Source organism: Pseudoalteromonas sp. 78C3 (genome assembly GCF_002836695.1).
Taxonomy (GTDB): Bacteria; Pseudomonadota; Gammaproteobacteria; order Enterobacterales; family Alteromonadaceae; genus Pseudoalteromonas; species Pseudoalteromonas arctica.
The window spans coordinates 1-19,041 of sequence record NZ_PJAV01000121.1 but is presented as its reverse complement, the minus strand read 5'-3'; the positions used below and the strand labels follow the sequence as shown (position 1 = coordinate 19,041).

Annotated in this window: 21 protein-coding genes and 1 pseudogene; 9 read left to right on the top strand and 13 right to left on the bottom strand. The window is 39.6% G+C overall.

Translation table 11 applies throughout. The features are described from left to right. Nucleotides 1-34: 34 nt before the first annotated feature. From CXF76_RS05085 to lexA, 4 genes are all read right to left on the bottom strand, one after another. Nucleotides 35-565 carry a cytochrome c oxidase assembly protein gene (locus CXF76_RS05085; RefSeq protein WP_002959612.1) on the bottom strand — a complete coding sequence of 177 codons (531 nt, stop codon included), beginning with the start codon at nucleotides 563-565 and terminating at the stop codon, nucleotides 35-37. Then, nucleotides 565-2,157: a cytochrome c oxidase subunit I gene (gene ctaD / locus CXF76_RS05080; RefSeq protein ID WP_007584944.1), complete on the bottom strand. Its 1,593-nt coding sequence runs from the start codon at nucleotides 2,155-2,157 to the stop codon at nucleotides 565-567. Before ctaD ends, CXF76_RS05085 begins: the two co-directional genes overlap by 1 nt. Beyond that, the gene (coxB, locus tag CXF76_RS05075; RefSeq protein WP_101163183.1) at nucleotides 2,157-3,299 is read right to left on the bottom strand and encodes a cytochrome c oxidase subunit II; all 1,143 of its coding nucleotides are present in this window, start codon (nucleotides 3,297-3,299) and stop codon (nucleotides 2,157-2,159) included. The genes ctaD and coxB overlap by 1 nt, the downstream gene beginning before the upstream one ends. A 483-nt stretch (nucleotides 3,300-3,782) precedes the next feature. Then, the gene (gene lexA, locus CXF76_RS05070) at nucleotides 3,783-4,400 is read right to left on the bottom strand and encodes a transcriptional repressor LexA (RefSeq protein WP_007584941.1); all 618 of its coding nucleotides are present in this window, start codon (nucleotides 4,398-4,400) and stop codon (nucleotides 3,783-3,785) included. 167 nt (nucleotides 4,401-4,567) lie between these two features. On the opposite strand from lexA, the gene CXF76_RS05065 reads away from it, so the two are divergent. Further along, nucleotides 4,568-5,008: a PaaI family thioesterase gene (locus CXF76_RS05065; RefSeq protein ID WP_101163182.1), complete on the top strand. Its 441-nt coding sequence runs from the start codon at nucleotides 4,568-4,570 to the stop codon at nucleotides 5,006-5,008. On the opposite strand, the gene CXF76_RS05060 is transcribed toward CXF76_RS05065, so the two are convergent. Next, nucleotides 5,009-5,389 carry a hypothetical protein gene (locus tag CXF76_RS05060; RefSeq protein ID WP_008138697.1) on the bottom strand — a complete coding sequence of 127 codons (381 nt, stop codon included), beginning with the start codon at nucleotides 5,387-5,389 and terminating at the stop codon, nucleotides 5,009-5,011. A gap of 313 nt (nucleotides 5,390-5,702) precedes the next feature. Between CXF76_RS05060 and CXF76_RS05055 the strand changes: the two genes are divergently transcribed. Further along, nucleotides 5,703-6,428 carry a membrane protein gene (locus tag CXF76_RS05055; RefSeq protein WP_024591693.1) on the top strand — a complete coding sequence of 242 codons (726 nt, stop codon included), beginning with the start codon at nucleotides 5,703-5,705 and terminating at the stop codon, nucleotides 6,426-6,428. A gap of 75 nt (nucleotides 6,429-6,503) precedes the next feature. Here CXF76_RS05055 and CXF76_RS05050 read toward each other — a convergent pair whose 3' ends face one another. Both CXF76_RS05050 and CXF76_RS05045 read right to left on the bottom strand, forming a co-directional pair. Next, nucleotides 6,504-6,824, bottom strand: coding sequence for a chaperone modulator CbpM (locus tag CXF76_RS05050; RefSeq protein ID WP_007584937.1), 321 nt, complete (start codon nucleotides 6,822-6,824; stop codon nucleotides 6,504-6,506). Further along, a complete protein-coding gene (locus CXF76_RS05045; RefSeq protein WP_101163200.1) occupies nucleotides 6,824-7,792 on the bottom strand; it encodes a DnaJ C-terminal domain-containing protein in 969 nt (322 codons plus the stop codon). Before CXF76_RS05045 ends, CXF76_RS05050 begins: the two co-directional genes overlap by 1 nt. Before the next feature lie 231 nt (nucleotides 7,793-8,023). On the opposite strand from CXF76_RS05045, the gene CXF76_RS05040 reads away from it, so the two are divergent. The 3 genes from CXF76_RS05040 (at nucleotide 8,024) to CXF76_RS05030 (ending at nucleotide 10,767) form a co-directional block, all read left to right on the top strand. Next, nucleotides 8,024-8,677, top strand: a complete 654-nt coding sequence (locus tag CXF76_RS05040; protein WP_029751433.1) for an endonuclease — start codon at nucleotides 8,024-8,026, stop codon at nucleotides 8,675-8,677. 99 nt (nucleotides 8,678-8,776) lie between these two features. Further along, entirely contained in the window at nucleotides 8,777-10,396 is a 1,620-nt protein-coding gene (locus tag CXF76_RS05035; protein WP_101163181.1) for a S41 family peptidase, read from the top strand. Beyond that, nucleotides 10,396-10,767 (top strand): hypothetical protein, encoded by a 372-nt coding sequence (locus tag CXF76_RS05030; RefSeq protein WP_002959634.1) that lies wholly within the window; start codon nucleotides 10,396-10,398, stop codon nucleotides 10,765-10,767. The genes CXF76_RS05035 and CXF76_RS05030 overlap by 1 nt, the downstream gene beginning before the upstream one ends. Before the next feature lie 80 nt (nucleotides 10,768-10,847). On the opposite strand, the gene hmpA is transcribed toward CXF76_RS05030, so the two are convergent. Genes hmpA through CXF76_RS05015 form a run of 3 tightly spaced genes read right to left on the bottom strand, consistent with a single transcriptional unit; the run spans nucleotide 10,848 to nucleotide 13,551 of the window. Continuing rightward, nucleotides 10,848-12,029: an NO-inducible flavohemoprotein gene (gene hmpA, locus CXF76_RS05025; protein WP_101163180.1), complete on the bottom strand. Its 1,182-nt coding sequence runs from the start codon at nucleotides 12,027-12,029 to the stop codon at nucleotides 10,848-10,850. 20 nt (nucleotides 12,030-12,049) lie between these two features. After that, nucleotides 12,050-13,282 carry an NnrS family protein gene (locus tag CXF76_RS05020; protein WP_010555391.1) on the bottom strand — a complete coding sequence of 411 codons (1,233 nt, stop codon included), beginning with the start codon at nucleotides 13,280-13,282 and terminating at the stop codon, nucleotides 12,050-12,052. Then, a complete protein-coding gene (locus CXF76_RS05015) occupies nucleotides 13,282-13,551 on the bottom strand; it encodes a hypothetical protein (protein ID WP_007584928.1) in 270 nt (89 codons plus the stop codon). Before CXF76_RS05015 ends, CXF76_RS05020 begins: the two co-directional genes overlap by 1 nt. Nucleotides 13,552-13,711: 160 nt before the next feature. On the opposite strand from CXF76_RS05015, the gene norR reads away from it, so the two are divergent. Then, nucleotides 13,712-15,268 carry a nitric oxide reductase transcriptional regulator NorR gene (gene norR, locus CXF76_RS05010; protein WP_008138686.1) on the top strand — a complete coding sequence of 519 codons (1,557 nt, stop codon included), beginning with the start codon at nucleotides 13,712-13,714 and terminating at the stop codon, nucleotides 15,266-15,268. 32 nt (nucleotides 15,269-15,300) lie between these two features. Here the strand turns inward: norR and CXF76_RS05005 are convergent, their stop codons facing one another. Continuing rightward, entirely contained in the window at nucleotides 15,301-16,200 is a 900-nt protein-coding gene (locus CXF76_RS05005) for a LysR family transcriptional regulator (protein ID WP_101163179.1), read from the bottom strand. A 119-nt stretch (nucleotides 16,201-16,319) separates the two neighbouring features. On the opposite strand from CXF76_RS05005, the gene CXF76_RS05000 reads away from it, so the two are divergent. After that, nucleotides 16,320-16,886: an NADPH-dependent FMN reductase gene (locus CXF76_RS05000; protein ID WP_007584922.1), complete on the top strand. Its 567-nt coding sequence runs from the start codon at nucleotides 16,320-16,322 to the stop codon at nucleotides 16,884-16,886. Between the two features lie 21 nt (nucleotides 16,887-16,907). Here CXF76_RS05000 and CXF76_RS04995 read toward each other — a convergent pair whose 3' ends face one another. Then, complete coding sequence (locus tag CXF76_RS04995; protein WP_024591700.1) at nucleotides 16,908-17,348, bottom strand: tellurite resistance TerB family protein; 441 nt, start codon at nucleotides 17,346-17,348, stop codon at nucleotides 16,908-16,910. A 99-nt stretch (nucleotides 17,349-17,447) separates the two neighbouring features. On the opposite strand from CXF76_RS04995, the gene CXF76_RS04990 reads away from it, so the two are divergent. After that, on the top strand, nucleotides 17,448-17,828 hold the full coding sequence (locus CXF76_RS04990) for a hypothetical protein (protein ID WP_024591701.1): 381 nt from the start codon (nucleotides 17,448-17,450) through the stop codon (nucleotides 17,826-17,828). A gap of 2 nt (nucleotides 17,829-17,830) precedes the next feature. Here the strand turns inward: CXF76_RS04990 and CXF76_RS04985 are convergent, their stop codons facing one another. Continuing rightward, complete coding sequence (locus CXF76_RS04985; protein WP_024591702.1) at nucleotides 17,831-18,424, bottom strand: hypothetical protein; 594 nt, start codon at nucleotides 18,422-18,424, stop codon at nucleotides 17,831-17,833. Nucleotides 18,425-18,613: 189 nt separating this feature from the next. On the opposite strand from CXF76_RS04985, the pseudogene CXF76_RS04980 reads away from it, so the two are divergent. Next, nucleotides 18,614-18,904, top strand: a pseudogene (locus tag CXF76_RS04980) (DapH/DapD/GlmU-related protein); the annotation flags it as partial. Between the last annotated feature and the right edge of the window lie 137 nt (nucleotides 18,905-19,041).

The following is a 19,041-nucleotide window of genomic DNA, read 5'->3' as shown; positions in this document are numbered from 1 at the left end:
TTATTTACTCCTAGTTTCACACTAGTTTAAAAAGCTAGTTGTTACTTGCCACCAGCTGTTCACTAATATCAAATACGGTATAAGATAAAGTTAATTCTTCAATATCGCTTGGCAGTGCGGTATCAACATAAAAAAGTAATTTAAATTCAAGTTCTTCCCCTGCTTTTAGAGGTTGCTGATCAAAGCAAAAACAGGCTATTTTGTGTAAATACTTTGCCGCTTTACCTGGCGAGACTGATGGTACAGCCTGCATTACTTTATCTAGATTGCTGTTATTTTTAGCACTAAACATTACTTCACGCATTGCACCGGGTTTTACCACTACACTGTATTCTTTTGATTTAACTTCAAATGGTGCACCACTTTGTGCGTGAGTAGTAAAGCTAACGCCGACTTCTCGATTTTGTACTATTTGTGTACTTTGCTCTGCTTGCTCAAGCGAAGGTTTTCCATTAAGCCCTGTTACATCACAAAACACGTCATACAAAGGTACTAAAGCAAAGGCAAAGGCAAACATGCCTATGCAAATAAGTACCAAACGTTTGAGTAGCGGTGCGTGTGTCATTACTTAATTACCGGCGGCGTAGAAAAAGTATGATATGGCGCTGGAGAGTCAACTTCCCACTCAAGCCCTTCTGCCCCTTCCCATACTTTTGCAGGCACTTTATCACCGCCACGCGCGCATTTAATTACCACAGCTACAAACAACAATTGCGATAAACCAAAGGCAAATCCACCAATACTTATGATTGCGTTAAAGTCGGCAAATTGAAGTGCATAATCGGGAATTCGACGCGGCATACCGGCAAGCCCTACAAAATGCATAGGAAAAAACAGTACGTTCACACTCACCAGCGATAGCCAAAAATGCCATTTAGCTAGCGTGATATTAAACATATTGCCCGTCCACTTGGGCAGCCAGTAATAGGCCCCCGCCATTATCGAAAATACAGCCCCTGTTACTAATACATAATGAAAATGCGCCACTACAAAATAAGTATCATGGTACTGAAAGTCAGCAGGTGTAATTGCCAGCATCAACCCCGAAAAGCCACCTAAGGTAAACAGCACAATAAACGCAATACTAAAAAGCATTGGCACTTCAAAAGTTATTGAGCCTTTCCACATTGTGGCAACCCAATTAAATACTTTTACTCCTGTAGGTACCGATATAAGCATGGTCGCGTACATAAAAAACAACTCGCCAGCGACCGGCATCCCAGTGGTAAACATATGATGAGCCCATACAATAAAGCTCAATAGTGCTATGGAGGATGTGGCGTATACCATTGAGGCATAGCCAAAAAGTTTTTTACGAGAAAAGGTAGGTACTATTGTAGATATAATGCCAAAGGCAGGAAGAATCATTATGTATACTTCGGGATGACCAAAAAACCAAAAAATGTGTTGGAACATCACCGGGTCGCCACCGCCTGCGGCATCAAAAAAGCTGGTCGCAAAATACTTATCGGTAAGTACCATAGTGACAGCCCCTGCAAGCACTGGCATTACCGCTATTAATAAAAAGGCAGTAATTAGCCACGTCCATACAAATAAGGGCAACTTCATCCATGTCATGCCAGGGGCACGTAAGTTCACTATAGTTACAATCACATTGATTGCGCCCATTATTGAGCTAATCCCCATAATATGTACGGCAAATACAAACAATGCAGTATTGTCATTACTGTATGTTGTAGACAGTGGTGCATAAAAAGTCCAGCCAAATGCAGGACCCCCACCAGGCATAAATAACGATGCCAATAGGATTAAAAACGCAAACGGTAAAATCCAAAAGCTCCAGTTATTCATTCTTGGCAATGCCATATCTGGCGCGCCAATCATGAGTGGTATCATCCAGTTAGCAAGGCCTGTAAAGGCCGGCATAACCGCACCAAACACCATAATTAAACCATGCACTGTGGTCATTTGATTAAAAAAGTGAGGATCGACCAACTGTAAACCTGGTTGAAATAATTCAGCTCTGATCACCATAGCCATCCCGCCACCAATTAAGAACATGGTCAGCGAAAAAATTAAATATAAACTACCTATATCTTTATGATTAGTTGTGTAAAGCCAGCGTTTAAAACCTTTAGCTGGGTGATGAGCATGATGAGCTTCATTGGCGTTAGGTTGTTCTACTATGCTACTCATTAGTTCGCCTCCACTTTGGCATCAAGTGCTGCCTGTATTTGACTCGGTTGAATAACATCACCCGTATCATTACCCCACGCATTACGTTTATAAGTAATAACCGCTGCTAATTGCTTTATAGATAACTGTTTGGCAAATGCTTGCATTGCCGTACCGGGTCGCCCATGGATAACTACATCAATGTGATCTTTTATATTGCCAAGCACTATAGGGCTGCCTTTAAGTGCAGGAAATACACCCGGTAACCCCATGCCAGTAGGCTGATGACATGCAGCACAATTGGCCATATATACTTGTTCGCCTAAAGTCATTAATTCTTCTTTTGGGAGGGTTTTATCAAGTAATGCGGCATCTGCTAATGCTGCTTTTTGTTTAGCTTGCTTTGCATCTGCAAGCCACGTTTTAAAATCAGCCTCAGATTTAGCGACCACCACAACAGGCATAAAGCCATGATCTTTACCACACAACTCAGCACATTGGCCTCGGTAAGTACCTTCTTCGTTTATGTTCGTCCATGTTTCGTTTATAAAGCCGGGATTCGCATCTTTTTTAACTGCAAAATCAGGTACCCACCAAGAGTGAATAACATCGTCAGAAGTCATTAAAAATCGTACTTTTTGATTTATTGGCAGTACAAGAGGCTTATCAACCTCAAGTAAGTAGTTAGGATTTTTATCTGCAAGGTTCGCGATTTCATCTTGCGGGGTAGATAAAATAGAGTAGAACTCTACATCTTCACCCATATATTCATAATGCCATTTCCATTGCGAGCCTGTAATTTTAATAGTGAGATCAGCTTTGCTGGCATCTTCCATTGCAATTAGGGTTTTAGTGGCTGGTACTGCCATAGCAATTAAAATAACAAACGGGATTGCAGTCCAAAGTATTTCTACTTTAGTGCTTTCGTGAAATTGGGCAGGTACAGCCCCTTTAGATTTGCGGTGATGAATAAGTGCCCAAAACATAATTGCGAACACTATCACCCCAATCACACAACATATTATAAATATGGTCATGTGCAGCTGATATACATTATTGCTTATATCGGTTACGCCTTTGCGCATATTGTATTGGCTGTTAGCCAAAACTGGGTGCGAAAAAACACATAATATAAGCCACAAGGTAGAGGTCAGTTTACCCATGTGACGGCTCCTTTGATGCTATTGCGAATGCAAAGCGAAGAGGCATACGGCTTAAACGCCAATTCGTTATTTTTATTTTTTTAGTCAATCTCATTTAATATTGATTGGTTTTGCTGCGCCAACAACGGGTTTGTGTATATTGTGTGTTCTCAAAACTAAAAAGCTGTGAGTTATTATTAGCTCAGCACATTAATAATTAGCTAAAAAATGAACAACAAGCAAGTTTTAGTATAAAAAACAATCAGGTGATATTGAGTAATTAATAAAAAATCAGTAACCAACTAGGTAACAGGAAGTTCAAAAGATGAGCAAAACAAAGGGGTTTAACGCATTCGGAGGGGGAAAATATAAGTGCAAAAAAGTTTACAGCTTAAATTGTCAGTGAGCTATTTATGCCCTATTTTTAGTGCGAATTTAAAACAGAAAATGCGTACTAATTAGTACGCATTTATAAAACTGCTTGTTTAAAAGCTATTTTTAAAGTCACATCCAATCAGCGTTTCTTATAACGCCAACGGCTAAGCCTTCAATATTAAAAGACTCATTCTCAAGATCTACTTCAATAGATTCAAAATCGTCGTTTTCAGCATGAAGTAATACTTTACGACCCGCTTTCTCAAGACGTTTTACAGTTACGTCTTCGTCTAGGCGGGCAACAACAACTTGCCCATTTTCAGCGGTTTGAGTACGATGTACAGCAAGTAAATCACCATCCATAATACCAATATCTTTCATGCTCATACCGTTAACGCGTAGTAAAAAATCTGCAGCCGGTTTAAACATTAATGGATCGATTTTGCAGTGACTTTCAACGTGCTCTTGCGCCAAAATAGGTGAACCAGCAGCAACACGCCCTATAAGCGGTAAACCTAATTGTTCTGGCTCTTCTTCTTCAATTAACTGAATACCACGGCTTGCACCTGGTTTCATTTTAATTGCGCCTTTTTTAGCAAGTGCTTTTAAATGTTCTTCAGCAGCATTGGCACTTTTAAAACCTAATGTTTGCGCTATTTCAGCACGTGTAGGAGGCATACCAGTGTCTTTAATAAAAACTTTAATTAGTTCGAGTATTTGAGCTTGGCGGTTCGTTAATGGTCGCATACAACTGGTTTTCCATACAGTACATTTAACTGTGAGTATATACAGTTAAATAAAAATCGCAAATTTAAATTAAGCCTTAAAATAGCCAAAGTAATTTCACTTGTGTACATTTTAGGGATATAACTAAAGCTAGGTTTATAAATGATTAAAAAAGCAAAGGAGTCATTATGAGTATTTGGTACCAGCCCATCACTTTAGAGCTGTGCAAGCAGTTAGAACAAGGCATTGATGGCCAAGGAACATTAATGAAAACCATGGGAATAGAAGTCACTGAAATTGGTGATGATTACTTAGTAGCCACTATGCCGGCAATTCCTGAGCATCATAACCCAATGGGAATGGTTCACGGCGGTGCTAACGTTGTACTTGCCGAAACAGTTGCCAGCTATGCAGCTAACTTTGTTGTCGATTTTACAAAATTTTACTGCGTGGGGCAGGAAATTAGCGCAAGTCATTTAAAAGCATCTCGCAACGGCACTTTAACAGCAACGGCAAGAGCGTTTCATATTGGCCAACGTAGTTCAGTGTGGGAAATAAAAATTACAAATAGCCGCAATGAGCTGTGCTGCGTATCAAAAATGACCGCAGCAGTCGTAGAGCGAAGATAGTTACTTTTCGATTGGGTAAATTGTAATTTCCATACCCGCACCAATCGCAGATATACGCAATAGTGTATCTGCATCTAAGGCTTGATTAAAGCACTTAGGTGAAGTGCCTGATTCAAAACCAATATCAAACGTTCTACGTGAACAGCTTAACCATTGTTTTAGCGCGTTACGCGAACACGATTCAATAAGCTCACATATATGGTTTATTGCTTTGTCAGGCGTGTTTACTACACCTGTTGCTTCAATACGCGCTAATTGACGGTATTCGTCTTTGTCATAATGTAAAATCGTCGCGACTTTTTTCAAGTCTGCCACTAGCAAACTAATATCTTGCTTTGATTCAAGCTCAAGATCTACATTTAAAAATTGAATTTCCGACATCGTTTCGTATTTATCCTCTAATAATTTCATTGCAAACTTTAACGCAGTTTTACCGTTATACCAAATCAACTATGCTCTATTAACCACTTTATATAGATATTTCGCAGCTTTTAAGTATTTTTTAGCGTTTAAAGCTAGCTGGATATCAAACACTCAGCTCAATTAAACAAATAAGTCATGTTAGCAATTTAAGTGTAATCTTTTTTATTTTTAAATGATTACAGTAAGCTATAGTTTAAACTGCGACAAAATGTCGCAGTAACTAATCCCATTAATGTAATAAACTAGCCTCTAAAAATAATAAGACTAAAACATGAATAAAAAAATATTTAAGTATGCTCGCAAGTTACATAAATGGCTCGGTTATTTGCTCACATTACAAATTTTAGCTTGGCTATTAGGCGGTTTAGTCATGAGCGCTATTCCTCTTGATAAAGTTCATGGGGAGCATCTTGCAACACGTACTCTTAATAACCCATTTACGCAGGCTGATTATGTTGCCTCCCTTAACGATATTGCATCTCAGGTGGTTAATCCAACACAAATAATTTTTGAGAACTTTTTAACCACACCTATAATTACAGTAATAAATAAAGATGAACAGCAAAGCTTTAACGGTATAACAGGCCGACCTTTTGAGCCGCCAACTAAAATACAAATTACCGCAAATGCTAAAGCACACTTACTTATTGATGCTCAAGTGACAAGCGCTGTACTGCTAAAGCAAGGTATGCGAGAAGTTGGATATAAAACCAATGTTTGGCAGGTACAATTTGACGACACATTTAACACAACACTGTACTTGTCAGAAAATAACGGCAGAGTTGTCACCGTTCGCAGCACACTATGGCGAATTTTCGACTTTTTTTGGATGTTACATATTATGGATTACGATGAGCGAGAGGATTTTAATAATCCGCTGCTTATTAGTTTTGCAGCAACCAGCGTACTTTTTTGCCTAAGTGGAATATTACTACTTATGCAAAACATACGACTAAAACGATTTATCCGAATTAAAAGTAAGAATAAATCAAAGTAGTCATATTGGTTTTTAAGAACTAGCGCACTCTCACCAAAGACTAAATAAGCCCTAGGAAGTACCCAAGGGCAGATTTTATTCCAAGTGTTTAAATCGACTCAAATGTCGCTTTAACATTTCGTTTTCGAAAATCAACTCATCACGCTCATCCAGCAATTGTAAAACTAAAGCTATTGCCGACCAATCTAACGAAAAGTCATGTTGAATACGGGCCGCTTTTTTAACTAAGGTCACTGCAGATACCGTAAATTGCCACTGCGTAACATGCTTCCCCTCAATTGGAACCGCAATATTGTGCTCAACTAGCTCATATAAAATTGCTTCGCTAATATCACTACTCAAACATAGCTCTTTGCTAGTAAGTAAATCATCTTTTTGTGTCACGATAATTTGCATTATGGCTTGCTCCAGTTATTACGGGGATCAAAGTGAGCTTTTTCGGCTAATTCTTCCCAAAGTTTTTTACTGGTATCATCAACAGATGTTGGATTAACAATTTTAAGCACAGCAAATAAATCACCTTTGGCTTTTTTACTCATTAATCCCTTACCTTTAATACGCAAGCGTTGACCAGACTGACTATTAGATGGAATAGTTAATTGGATTTTGCCTGCCAACGTAGGTAAATTTATTTTTGTACCAAGAGCCGCTTCCCATGGTGCAAGAGGGACGACTATATTTAGGTTATGACCTTCAACATCAAATAATGGGTGGGGCACTAAACTAATTTGTAAGTACAAATCGCCATTTTGCCCGTTCGCTGACCCTAATCCGCCTTGCCCTTTTAGTCGAATTCGTTCGCCATTTACTGAACCTGCGGGAATTTTCACTTTAAGTGATTTTTTAATTTCAGAGACACGACCACTACTATCTCGCTGCGGTAACATAAACTCAACAGGCTTAACGGTATCAACTAAAGTCTCTTCAAGAAAAATCGGGAACTCTATTTCCACATCTTGTCCTTTTTGCGCGCGAGTAGCGTTACTTCTGCTCTGCCCGGAACGATTGAATCCACCGGCGCCGCCAAACATTGAATTAACAAAATCAGAAAACTCTTGATCGGTTTGAGGATCGCTTTGCTGATAATTACTTTGCGATGAGGCATTGTTACCACCATAATTACCTTGCTGTTGACGAGCACGATTTTGTTGATGACGACGTAACTCGTCGTATTTAGTGCGTTCTTCTTTGTTATGAATGACTTCGTAAGCTTCTGCTATTTCTTTAAACTTATCTTCTGCTTGAGGCTCTTTGCTTACATCTGGGTGATATTTTCTGGCTAATTTTTTATAAGCTACTTTAACCGCTTTATCGTCTGCATCAGGCGATATTCCGAGCACTGCATAATAATCAACAAATTTCATTTGCAATCCAAATCCCCATATTGAGTAAGCTTTAAGCATACTCCTTAACGTATAATCTTGTGTGGTTAAAATACGATAAATAGTAAGAAATAAATGAATAGTGAAAATAACTTTGAATAAAAAATTAATCGGACACTTTTTAGTAATATAAGTGCAGGCCTTAAGTTAACTTTATCTTTTATCTTCAAGGCTTTAAACTGCCTGTTCCTGTAGTTCACATTTGTGATGGATATGACTCGATTTATTCTGGCCTTACTGGCTTGCTGTGTGTGTTTTTCGGTATCTGCCGAACAATTTACCCGTTTTTCAACGGCTAAAAGACATTTAATTAAAACCCTCCCTGACAACGCCAAAAGTATTTACTGCGGTTGTGATATCAAAAAAGAAGGCAAAAAACTCATTCCTGATCCTTCTAACTGTGGTTACATTCCTCGAAATACACTTACCCGCTCAGGCAAAGTAAATGTGCGAGCACTACGCATTGAGTGGGAACATATTGTTCCGGCGTGGGAATTTGGTCATCAGCTACAATGTTGGCAAGATGGCGGACGTAAAAACTGCCGTAAAGTAAGTGCTAAATTTAGAAAAATGGAAGCTGATATAAATAACTTAGCGCCAGCTATTGGCGAAATTAATGCCGATCGCTCTAATTATCGTTTTGGCATGCTTAGCGAAAACGCCACACAGTATGGTCGCTGCGAAGTAAAAGTAAACTTTAAGCAACGTGTAGTTGAACCGCCTGTCTATGCACGTAAACGTATAGCCGACACTTACGCTTACATGCAGAAAACATACGGTTTAAAAATCTCTGATAAACAGCAAAAGTTATTTAATGCGTGGAAAAAGCAAGCATTTGCAGATACAAGTAGTGCGAGCAAGCTCTAAGCTTTAACACTCATTTACATAAATCAAAGTTATAAATGTTGAATAAACGAGCGAGTGTTGTAATATTTTAAACAACTTATTTACAGAAAGTCCTTAACTATGTTTAAAAATAATAAAACCTCGCTTGCCATTTTTGCAGCACTTTCGGGCTTTGCTTTAACGGGTTGTGGCGGCGGAGGCGGTATCGACTCTGCTCCTGTAGTTACCACGCCTATAGTTACAACACCTGTTAGTAGCAGCCCAACATGGACAGCGGCGGTATTTGAGCCCTCTAACGATTTAAAAAACTTTTGCGAAATCCCTCGTACGGGTAACGATCCCTTTAATAACAACAACCCCTACCCAGATCAAGCGGGTTCTGCCCTTTATGAAAAGCTTTGGCTTCGCTCTTGGAGCGACGAAACATACCTTTGGTATGATGAGATTGCCGATAACGACCCTGAAAGCTTTGCCACAGTAGCCGATTATTTTGCCCAATTAAAAACAGAGCAGCTTACCGACTCAGGTGCAAAAAAAGATAACTTTCATTTTTCAGAACCTACTGAAGATTACTTTCAAGAAGCGCAATCGGGCGTTACTTCTGGTTACGGTATAAATTGGGCGTTTATTGGCGATACAGCCGATCGTATTTTACGCGTTGCTTATCTTGAAGATGATTCGCCTGCAAGCCAAATAGGCTTTCAACGTGGTGATACCGTACTTTCAGTTGACGGTGTTAGCATTAATACCAATACAGAGTCGGGTGTAGATACGCTTAACGAAGGTTTATTTAGTCCTACTAACGGCGACTCACATACTATTGTTGTACGCAGTAACGATGGCGCCGAAAAAACATTTAATGTAACCGCTGGTAATATTGAACAAACACCTGTTCAAAATGTTAAAACGATTACAACCGCAAATGGTTCAAGCGTGGGTTACATGCAATTTAATAGCCATATAAGCATTGCCCAAGAAGGGCTTATTGATGCGGTAAATAAGTTTAAAACCGATGGTATTGATGAGCTTGTAATCGACTTTAGATATAACGGTGGTGGTTTATTAGCACTGTCGGCACAATTAGCTTATATGGTTGCCGGTAATGCCAACGTTAACAACCGCTTTTATTATCAAACTCAACAAAACGATAAACAACCCGTTGATTCGCCCTTCCCATTTATTGATGAAGAAATAGATTACTCTACTTTTTTTAGCACAGGTGAAAACCTACCTGATTTAAACCTATCAAAGGTTTATGTATTAAGCACATCAGGCACCTGTTCGGCATCAGAAGCTTTTATTAATGGTTTAAAAGGTATAGACGCAGAAGTTATTTTAATTGGCGACACAACCTGCGGTAAGCCCTATGGCTTTACCCCAACTCATAACTGCGCAACAACCTATTACACTATTCAGTTTAGTGGCGTAAATAGCAAAGGATTTGGCGAATACGCTGCGGGGTTTACACCAACCCCTACTCCACAATTTGATGCTGATGTTCAAGGTTGTGAAATTGAGGACGACTTTGATCATCAGTTAGGCGACAGTGACGAGGCCGTTTTAGCCACCGCATTATTTCATGTTGAAAATGGCAGTTGTCCAGTTAGAACGGCTGCTGCAAAAGCAGAACCAGCTAATTTTTCAAGCTCTCGTGAATCTCTCATTCCTTTAAATATGCCGGTACAATTTACCCAGCGTAATATGGACTTAACTTGGCCAACGCTGGGTGAGGAAAGGTAATGGCTAAATTATTACTCCCATTAGCCACCTTGCTCGCTTTAGGCGGATGCCAAAGTGTAGATAGTGAGCCTGCTAAACCCGCTATATTAACGAGCGTTAATCCCAGCGTTATTACAACACTACAACAGGCAATTCAACAAGCTAAGGGAGGCACATTAGTAACACTTGCCGATTCGGTATTTACTAAACGTAGCGAACTGCTAATTGATCATGCAATGAGTAAAGGGTCTGATGGCAGAGTAATTATGGGCGCGCATAATATAAAATCTGAGAAGTTTATTTTGCAACTACGTAATAACCAATGCGAGCTTTACTATCCTAAAAAAGAGCTTACTACAGTACTTGAAGGTGTTACCTGTAAAGAGTTATAAGGCACTTTATTAATGTTTATAAATTAATAAAAAAGGCGCGCAGCATATCGCTGCGCGCCTTTTTCTATTTTAAAGCGTTATTACAAGTCTTGATGCGGACCAAACACTTCATAATGAATCTGCTCGTTTTTAACACCTAACTCAAGTAACTGGTTTTTTATAAATGCCATAAAACCGGCAGGACCACATAAGTAAAAGTCACCATTACTCAATGGTAGCTGTGCTTGTACTGCGTTTAGGTTCATTAACCCAGTAAAGTCAGCGCCCTCTGTCGCTTGGTTAAACCACGTCATTGTTTGTAAGCGGTTATAAACTGCATTTAACTCATTTAAATATTTTGAAAACGAATGCTGCTGAGTATTTTCGCAGGCATGTAAATACATAATCTCTTGATTAGAGTTGTCACTTAATAACGTTTCAAGCATAGCCAGCATTGGCGTTTGCCCAACACCTGCTGAAATGAGTACCGCTGGACTTGTATTATTACGTAAAAAGAAGTCTCCTGCCGGCGGGTATAGCTCAACAATAGTGCCTTGCTCTAATGAGTGTAAATAATTAGACACCATGCCAGGCTTTGGCTGTAGCTCTTTTTTAACACTAATACGGTAGTTTTTAGCGTTACTTTTTTGTGAAATAGAATACTGGCGAATTTCTTCATATTCAGCGCCCTCTGGCTTAACTTTAATACCTAAATACTGCCCTGGTTTATGTGTAATAACAGCTTCGCCATCAACTGGCGTAAGTGTAAAACTCGTTACTAGTTCTGATTCAGCCTGTTTGTTGGTTATTTCAAATTGGCGAGTTCCCGCCCAACCACCGTGTTTATTTTTACTGTGCTCATACAAAGCAGCTTCTTCGGTTATACAAATATCAGCAAGTACGCCGTAAGCTTCGCGCCAAGCGTATTCAACATCGGGAGTAAATTGCTCAGGAAGAAGCTCTTTAAGCGTACCAATTAAGTGTGCACCTACAATAGGGTAATGCTCAGGTAAAATATTCAAGCTTGTATGCTTATGATTAATACGTGTTAGCGCTTCTTTTAATACGGCTAAATTATCAATATTTTGTGCATACGCAGCCAATGCATTAAAAAGTGCAAATTGCTGACGACCTGTATCTTGATTCGCCATATTAAAAATATTTTTAAGCTCAGGATTATGGCTAAATAAACGCTTATAAAAATGATCGGTAACAACCGTACCCGCCTCTGCTAATAACGGAACTGTGCTTTTTACAATCTCAATGGTTTTATCAGATAACATATGTGTTTCCTATGGATGAACTAACCACGACGCCCATCAACACGACGCCGCGTTAATATAGGTGTGCAGTGAATTAAAAATAATGAAAAAGCCACTAACCACAGCAAAGCACTTATTTGCCAAGCAAGGTGAGGCCCAATAATAAAAGGGAGTAATGAACGAGTAATAGCGGCCACAAGCAAAAACGCAAAAGCAACAGCCATGTAATGAGGAATAGCGAGTGTACGCCCTGTATGACCATGTGATACACGCGTCATCATTGCTAAAATCATCATACCTATTGTGCCAATAGTGATTAAGTGCAGCGCATCTTTAAATTGTATTGCACTGCTATAAAAGCTAAATGCAACCATCATTAACCCTACGCCTAACGCTAAGTAGGAAAAATGTAAAGACCATAACAACGGCACTCTCAATACCTTGCTATCCCACCAAAAACCAGCCCTGACCAGGTGAAGCGCAGCAACAGTTGCAACAACTAACGCAGGATTAATCGTGTTCAAAAACAACTTGTTGATGAAAAATAAAGTGATAGCCAAAATAGATAAATACATCACCGCTTTATCTATTTTAGGAGTGCGAACTTGTGCGGTTAAACCTAGACCTTTAGCGGTAAAAAATGGTAGAACGCGACCCGCAACAATGCCAACTAGTAAAGTAATTACCAGTACTGCGGTATCAACCACACCAAGTGCAAGCTGCATGTTTTGTTTTAAAACAAGTATTAAATACAATACATTGAGCCCACAAAGCACAGCTAAAATAGCTAAAAACGGATAGTTACTTTTGCTATTGGCTTTTAATAACATATTAGCCAGTACTGCTATGGCGCCTAGCCACCAAATAACTTGTAATGTAAGTGCAGCATATAAATTAAAATGAGCAATATCAGGCAATATCACAAAAAAGGCTAAGCGCGCTGCAAGCCATATAAACGTAAGCCACATAAGGGCTTTCCCACTTATGCTCGGTACGCCTGTCCATGTTTGTGCAGCGGTAAGTAAAAAGCCAACAGCTACAACTCCTGCAAAGCCAAACAGCATTTCGTGCGCGTGCCATAATGTCGCAGGTATCGATGAGTGCCAACTTGCATGGCCTGTTAAAATAAGTAGCCAATACCCCACCGACAAAAATGCCAATAAGCCACCGCCTAAAAAGAAAGGTCTAAAAGCGAGCATCCATAATGGCCATTGAGATACTTGATGAATAGCAACGCGTGCTGGCATTGGCTCAGTTAAGTTTATAGGGCGCATTATCGTACCTCCTGCCCTAAACCATGTTGTGCAACACAGCGCAGTACGTAACTTACTTTTAAAATAGCAGCAATAACAATAGTCCCAATATGAGCTGATACTTGCACCGCCATGGAAAAGTACTCAGCAAACGGGTAGCTAATTAAAATACTTGCCGTAATACACACTAAACTCACAGCTAATGCAGTATTGGCAGCAAATAATACTGTTTCGTATAGTGAACTAAACTGTGTTTGATTATTTAAATTATTCAGCATTAGTGTGTTCATGGCGATCTCTGTAACTAACTACGTTACTTAGCTATTACACATACTGTGCCAACAAATTTAATTAATTAAATTCAATAAGTTAAATTAAACCACTTTACAGTATGAGTCTTTATGACCTACTATAAATTAACTCATAAGAACACAAACAGGTCATTTTGACATGAACCAGCAATTCAACCTTACACAAGTTGCTCTAGAGCTTGCTCAAAGTACACTACACGAGCATAGCTTTGATCAATTACTAGCAACGGTTGAGCGGGTGATTCCTAGTGATGCAAGCGCGTTATTAGTGCTTCAGGGTGAGCAATTAAAACCACTGGCAATTAAAGGGTTAATGTCCGACAGTCTTGGCAGGCGATTTAAGATAGTAGAACACCCTCGCCTAGAAGCTATTTGCAAAAGCACACTCGCGCTACAATTTGCGCACGACTGCCCGCTACCCGATCCATACGACGGATTACTATTAGCTAAAACCGGCGACATACCGGTACATGCATGTTTAGGCTTACCTCTTTATGATAAAAACGCGCTACTTGGCGTACTTACGTTTGATAGCCTTAACGCCAATGCATTTAACAGCATAAGCGCTGATACACTCAATACCTTACAAACGCTGTGTAGTGCGCATTTTAAAACAGCTTTAGAGCTTGCCCATTACAAACAGCATGCACAGCACTCAAGTGCATTAGTGCAAGAACTAAATCGTGAAGCGTTAACACGGGACGGCGGTGAAATTATTGGTCAAAGTCCGCTAATGCAAACACTTAAAAACGAAATTAAACTCGTTGCAGCATCTAACTTTAGCGTGCTTATATTAGGTGAAACAGGGGTAGGAAAAGAACTTGTTGCACGTAATATTCACTTAAATTCAGCTCGAAAAGATCAACCGCTTATTCACTTAAATTGTGCATCACTTCCTGAAAACCTCGCCGAAAGTGAATTTTTTGGTCATGCAAAAGGGGCTTTTACAGGCGCACAAAATTCGCGCCAAGGTAAATTTCAATTAGCTGATGGCGGCACGTTATTTTTAGATGAAATAGGCGAACTGCCCCTGGCCATGCAAAGTAAACTATTACGAGTGCTACAAAGTGGCGAAATACAAACGGTAGGAGAAGACACGCCAAAGTACGTAGATGTACGCGTAGTTGCCGCAACCAACAGAAATTTAAAAGAAGAAGTAGCTCAAGGTCGCTTTAGAGCCGATTTATACCATCGCCTCAGTGTCTACCCTATTACTGTGCCACCACTTAGTAAACGCGAGCACGACATAACACTCTTAGCTGGTTATTTTATTGAGCAAACAGCCCGTAAATTAGGGATAAAACAATTAAAACTAAGCCCTGAAGCGCAAGTACTGCTTAATCAGTACAACTGGCCAGGTAACGTTCGCGAGCTTGAACATGTTATTAGTCGCAGCGCCCTAAAAGCAAAACAAAGCCAATGGCAAAATCCAATAATAACCATTACAAGCGAGCACTGTGATTTAACCCCGAGTGCGCCGCAAAACTCTCTAGTAGCAAGCCAAAGTACAACCAACACCTTAATCAACCAACCTTTAAAGCAAGCTGTAGAATCGTTGCAATACAACGTAATTACCGAGCAATTAAAGAAGCATAACTACAACTGGTCAGCAGCAGCAAGAGTACTTGAATTAGATAGAGCTAACTTAGTACGCTTGGCTAAACGCCTAGGCATAGAAGTAAAAAAAACACTATAATCATTTAAAACACAGCTAAAATGCTGCTAAAACTATTGATTAGCAGCTAACTTACTAAAATGTATTTTTAACAACCCTGCAAAAGCTTGTACTTTAGCAGTGCGATGCACTAAATGATGCGTGACTAACCATACATCGGTAGGCCAGCTTAACTCACTGTGTAATATAGGTACTAAATCAGAATATTGCGCCGCTACGTCATGCTGTAATCCGCCAATGCCTAGCCCTTTAATTATTGCACGAGTCGCTTCTGCGGTTTCAGATACTCGCAGCTTAATTTGCGATGCAGGAATATGTTCATCTGCCCATGCAAAATAAGGTACGCGGGCATTAAAACCCGCCACACCCGATACAAAGTTATGTTGTTGTAAATCACTTAATAATTTAGGCATGCCGTACTTATTAATGTAACGTTTATTAGCGTATAAACCCGATGATAACTGCGCTAAATGCTGAGCAATATAATCGCCTTCATCAGGCCTTGGGCCTGCACGAACTGCAATATGTGCTTGTCCGTGATCGAGCCTTAACCTTTTTTGTTCTAAAATAACTTCTAACTGCACTTGCGGATGTAATGCCTGAAATTGCTCACATACATCACCAAGTACATCCATAAAGCCACTTACCGTCGTTAGCAATAAACTCCCTCTAAGGGTGCTATCGGCTGCTGCTATATCGTTATGTAACTGCTCTAAGGAGCTATGGATAGTTTGTGCTGTTGCAAATAACTTGGTGCCAATTTCAGTAACCTTGTAACCACGAGCATGGCGATGAAAAAGGCGTGCATTTAAGTTTTTTTCAAGATTATTAATTCGCCTAAGTACTGTGCTGTGGTGCACATTAAGCTCTTCTGCTGCCGCCGTTAACGTGCCTAATCGTGCTACTTCAAACGCTACTTTAACGTCTTGCCAATCTTCAAATTTTATCGCCATGCTGCTTACCTTATACTTATGTGCATTTACGCACACAAGTGTTGCGTTTATTGGGGTTTTCTACAAGCAAAATTTTGCTACATTAGCGTTGTAAGTTTAAACACTAAAAGGTCACTAGCATGTCAGCACCAAAAATTATCGCCCTAGCAGGAAGTCTTCGACAAGAAAGCTTTAATCAAAAAATTATTAATGAGGCAGCACGTTTTGCTCTACAAACAGGTGCTGAAGTAGAAGTAATAAAACTAAACGAATTAAACATCCCACTATTTAACGAAGATATTGAAGCGCAAGGTACACCAAGCGATGTACAGCTTTTAAAAGACAAGCTACGTGCAGCTGACGGTATTTTACTAGCAAGCCCAGAGTACAACGGCTCTATAACTGCAGCACTTAAAAATGCGATTGATTGGGCATCGCGCACAGAGCAAGGTGCTGTTCCTGCTTTTCGTAATAAAGTAGTGGCGCTGTTTTCAGCATCACCAGGTGGACTTGGTGGGTTACGCGGTTTAAATCATGTACGTGATATATTAAGTGGTATTGGATCGTTAGTGCTTGCCGATCAACTTGCAGTACCCGCTGTACACACATTGTTTGATGAAAATGGGCAAATTAATGAACCTGTTACTGCAGAGCGAGTATCGGCGCTTGCTCATCAGTTAGTAAGCGTTGCAAGTAAGTTAAGATAACTTGCACGCCTAAATAACTAATTACTTTGTCGCCGCGAGTTTTGCGGCGATAAAATCGGTATGCGTTACATATAAAAGCCCTGCTACTTTACGTATTACGTAGTCTTCTTGGGGATCTATTTCTCCATCGGCATACGCTAAGCGCCATAATAATTCTATTATTTCTATTCGCTGCGCCGCGCTGCAATGCTCATTAACCTGTTTTGAAAACTGAAAGTAATCTATCGAATCATCTAAGCTACTTTCCGCGTTATTAGTAAGCTCATTAACCTCAATATCTGTTAAATTAAAATACTTTTTTAAGGTTACAGTCAGGGTTCGTTGTTCATCATGTTCAAGCTTGGTATCTGCACGCATAACTTCAATTAATAATGCAGCAACAGCTGTTTTTAAATCGTGCTCTTGCATACTTGGCTGCTGTTCATCGAATACAGCAAAAAGTTGTTTTATTTGTTTGAACATCACACTTTCCCTTTTTGGGTGTTAGACTAATACGTAAAGAAATCGACCTTATTACTTTTATTAATGGGTATAAAGTTCGCAAATTAAAGGATATATTTTATGAAAGGAATAAACGCACCACGCTTATTTATAGGCGCTACACTGGTGGCCCTTTCAAGTGCAAATACTGCACTTGCTGAAAAAGCCGAAACAGAGAAGCTCTACGACTTTGACAACAAAGTGCATTACTACCAAACAAAAATTGGCGAAGACAACTATAAAATAGAAATCCAGTCAGACGATTACAAACACTTTACCAATCAAAGTGTATTTTTATTACGCCATGCTGACCGTCTATGCCGCGGCAATACCTTTATGTTGAAAATACTTGAAGGCGTGCAAGAGTACGAGCGCTTTCCAACAAAACCACGTGCTTACCAACCAGATTTAAGTGTTTTACTACAATGCGAAACTAAAGAAGATACAAACAAGGGTAAGTAACCTTAGTCTTTATAACCCCAAGGTGCTGATGGTGGAGTAATCGGTTTAGTTAAATCAAAATCCACCTTAAACTCACGTCCTTGGCGAATTAATCGATAAGTAAATACTTCTGAGTAAATATACATTTGCCATGTATTACCTACAGACTGTGCAATGCCTTGTTTTACGAATAACTCTTTAGAGTATTGGTCTGCTGGAAACGACTGCATTTGCGAAAACCCTGCATCAAGCGTATGGCCACCATACATAGTTGATGCGTCGTCTGTTCCATCTTTATGACGATGATCGTGCTTTAAACTCAAGCCACTACCCGTTTTCGTTATGATCCACGTACGTGATGCATCGTCTCCTACATGAAACGGTACTTGTAACTCAGCCTCGCTACATTTACGTACATGCATAACCAGCTTTTTATCTGTAAATGAGCTTGGCCCTTTCGCGTTATCTACCGCTACTTCACCTTCAAAAGCTTTACCGCAATGCGCTGCAATACTATTAAAAAAGGCATCATGAGTAGGAATAGACACTAACGGTGCAGGGCTTGCAAAAGCTGTCGATGAAGCAACTATTAAAGTTGCTGCAGTTAATAATTTCATATGTTTCTCGTTATAGTTATTTTAAAACACCTGTAATAGTACAGTTTTCTTAAGTACTTTATTAGAAGTATCTATATAAAATTTAGAACAAGACAACTAGGTAAAACTTCTAAATAGCGATTAACGACTAAATATCTCAGCCTTCATTAACAATCCTACTTTTATAAATATTAATTACACCTCAACTAGCCACTGGCCAATTACTTAATCACCATGGGTGATGACTGCTTAATAGGCCCGAACGTTCAGCTTTTAGCTGTGTCACATGCTACTAATCCAGCAAAAAAGCTTAATAAGGAAAACTTTGCAGCGCCTATCGCGTTAGGCAATAACATATGGGTTGGCGCAGGTGTAATTATTTTAGCGGGTGTAAGCATTGGTGAAAATAGTATTGTGGGTGCGGGTGCTGTGGTTACTAAAAATGTAATGCCTAATACTGTAGTAGCAGGTAACCCAGCTCGTGAAATAAGAACACTGTAGCTATTCTCGATGTGATTTTAGCGTCGGGAGTCGCTACGCTCGCATCAGCGAGCACTTTAACTCGTTAAATTAAGTGAATTATTCACTAAGAGACGCTCCGCTATAGAGGAATACCTGAATCACTTTTTCTACAAGCA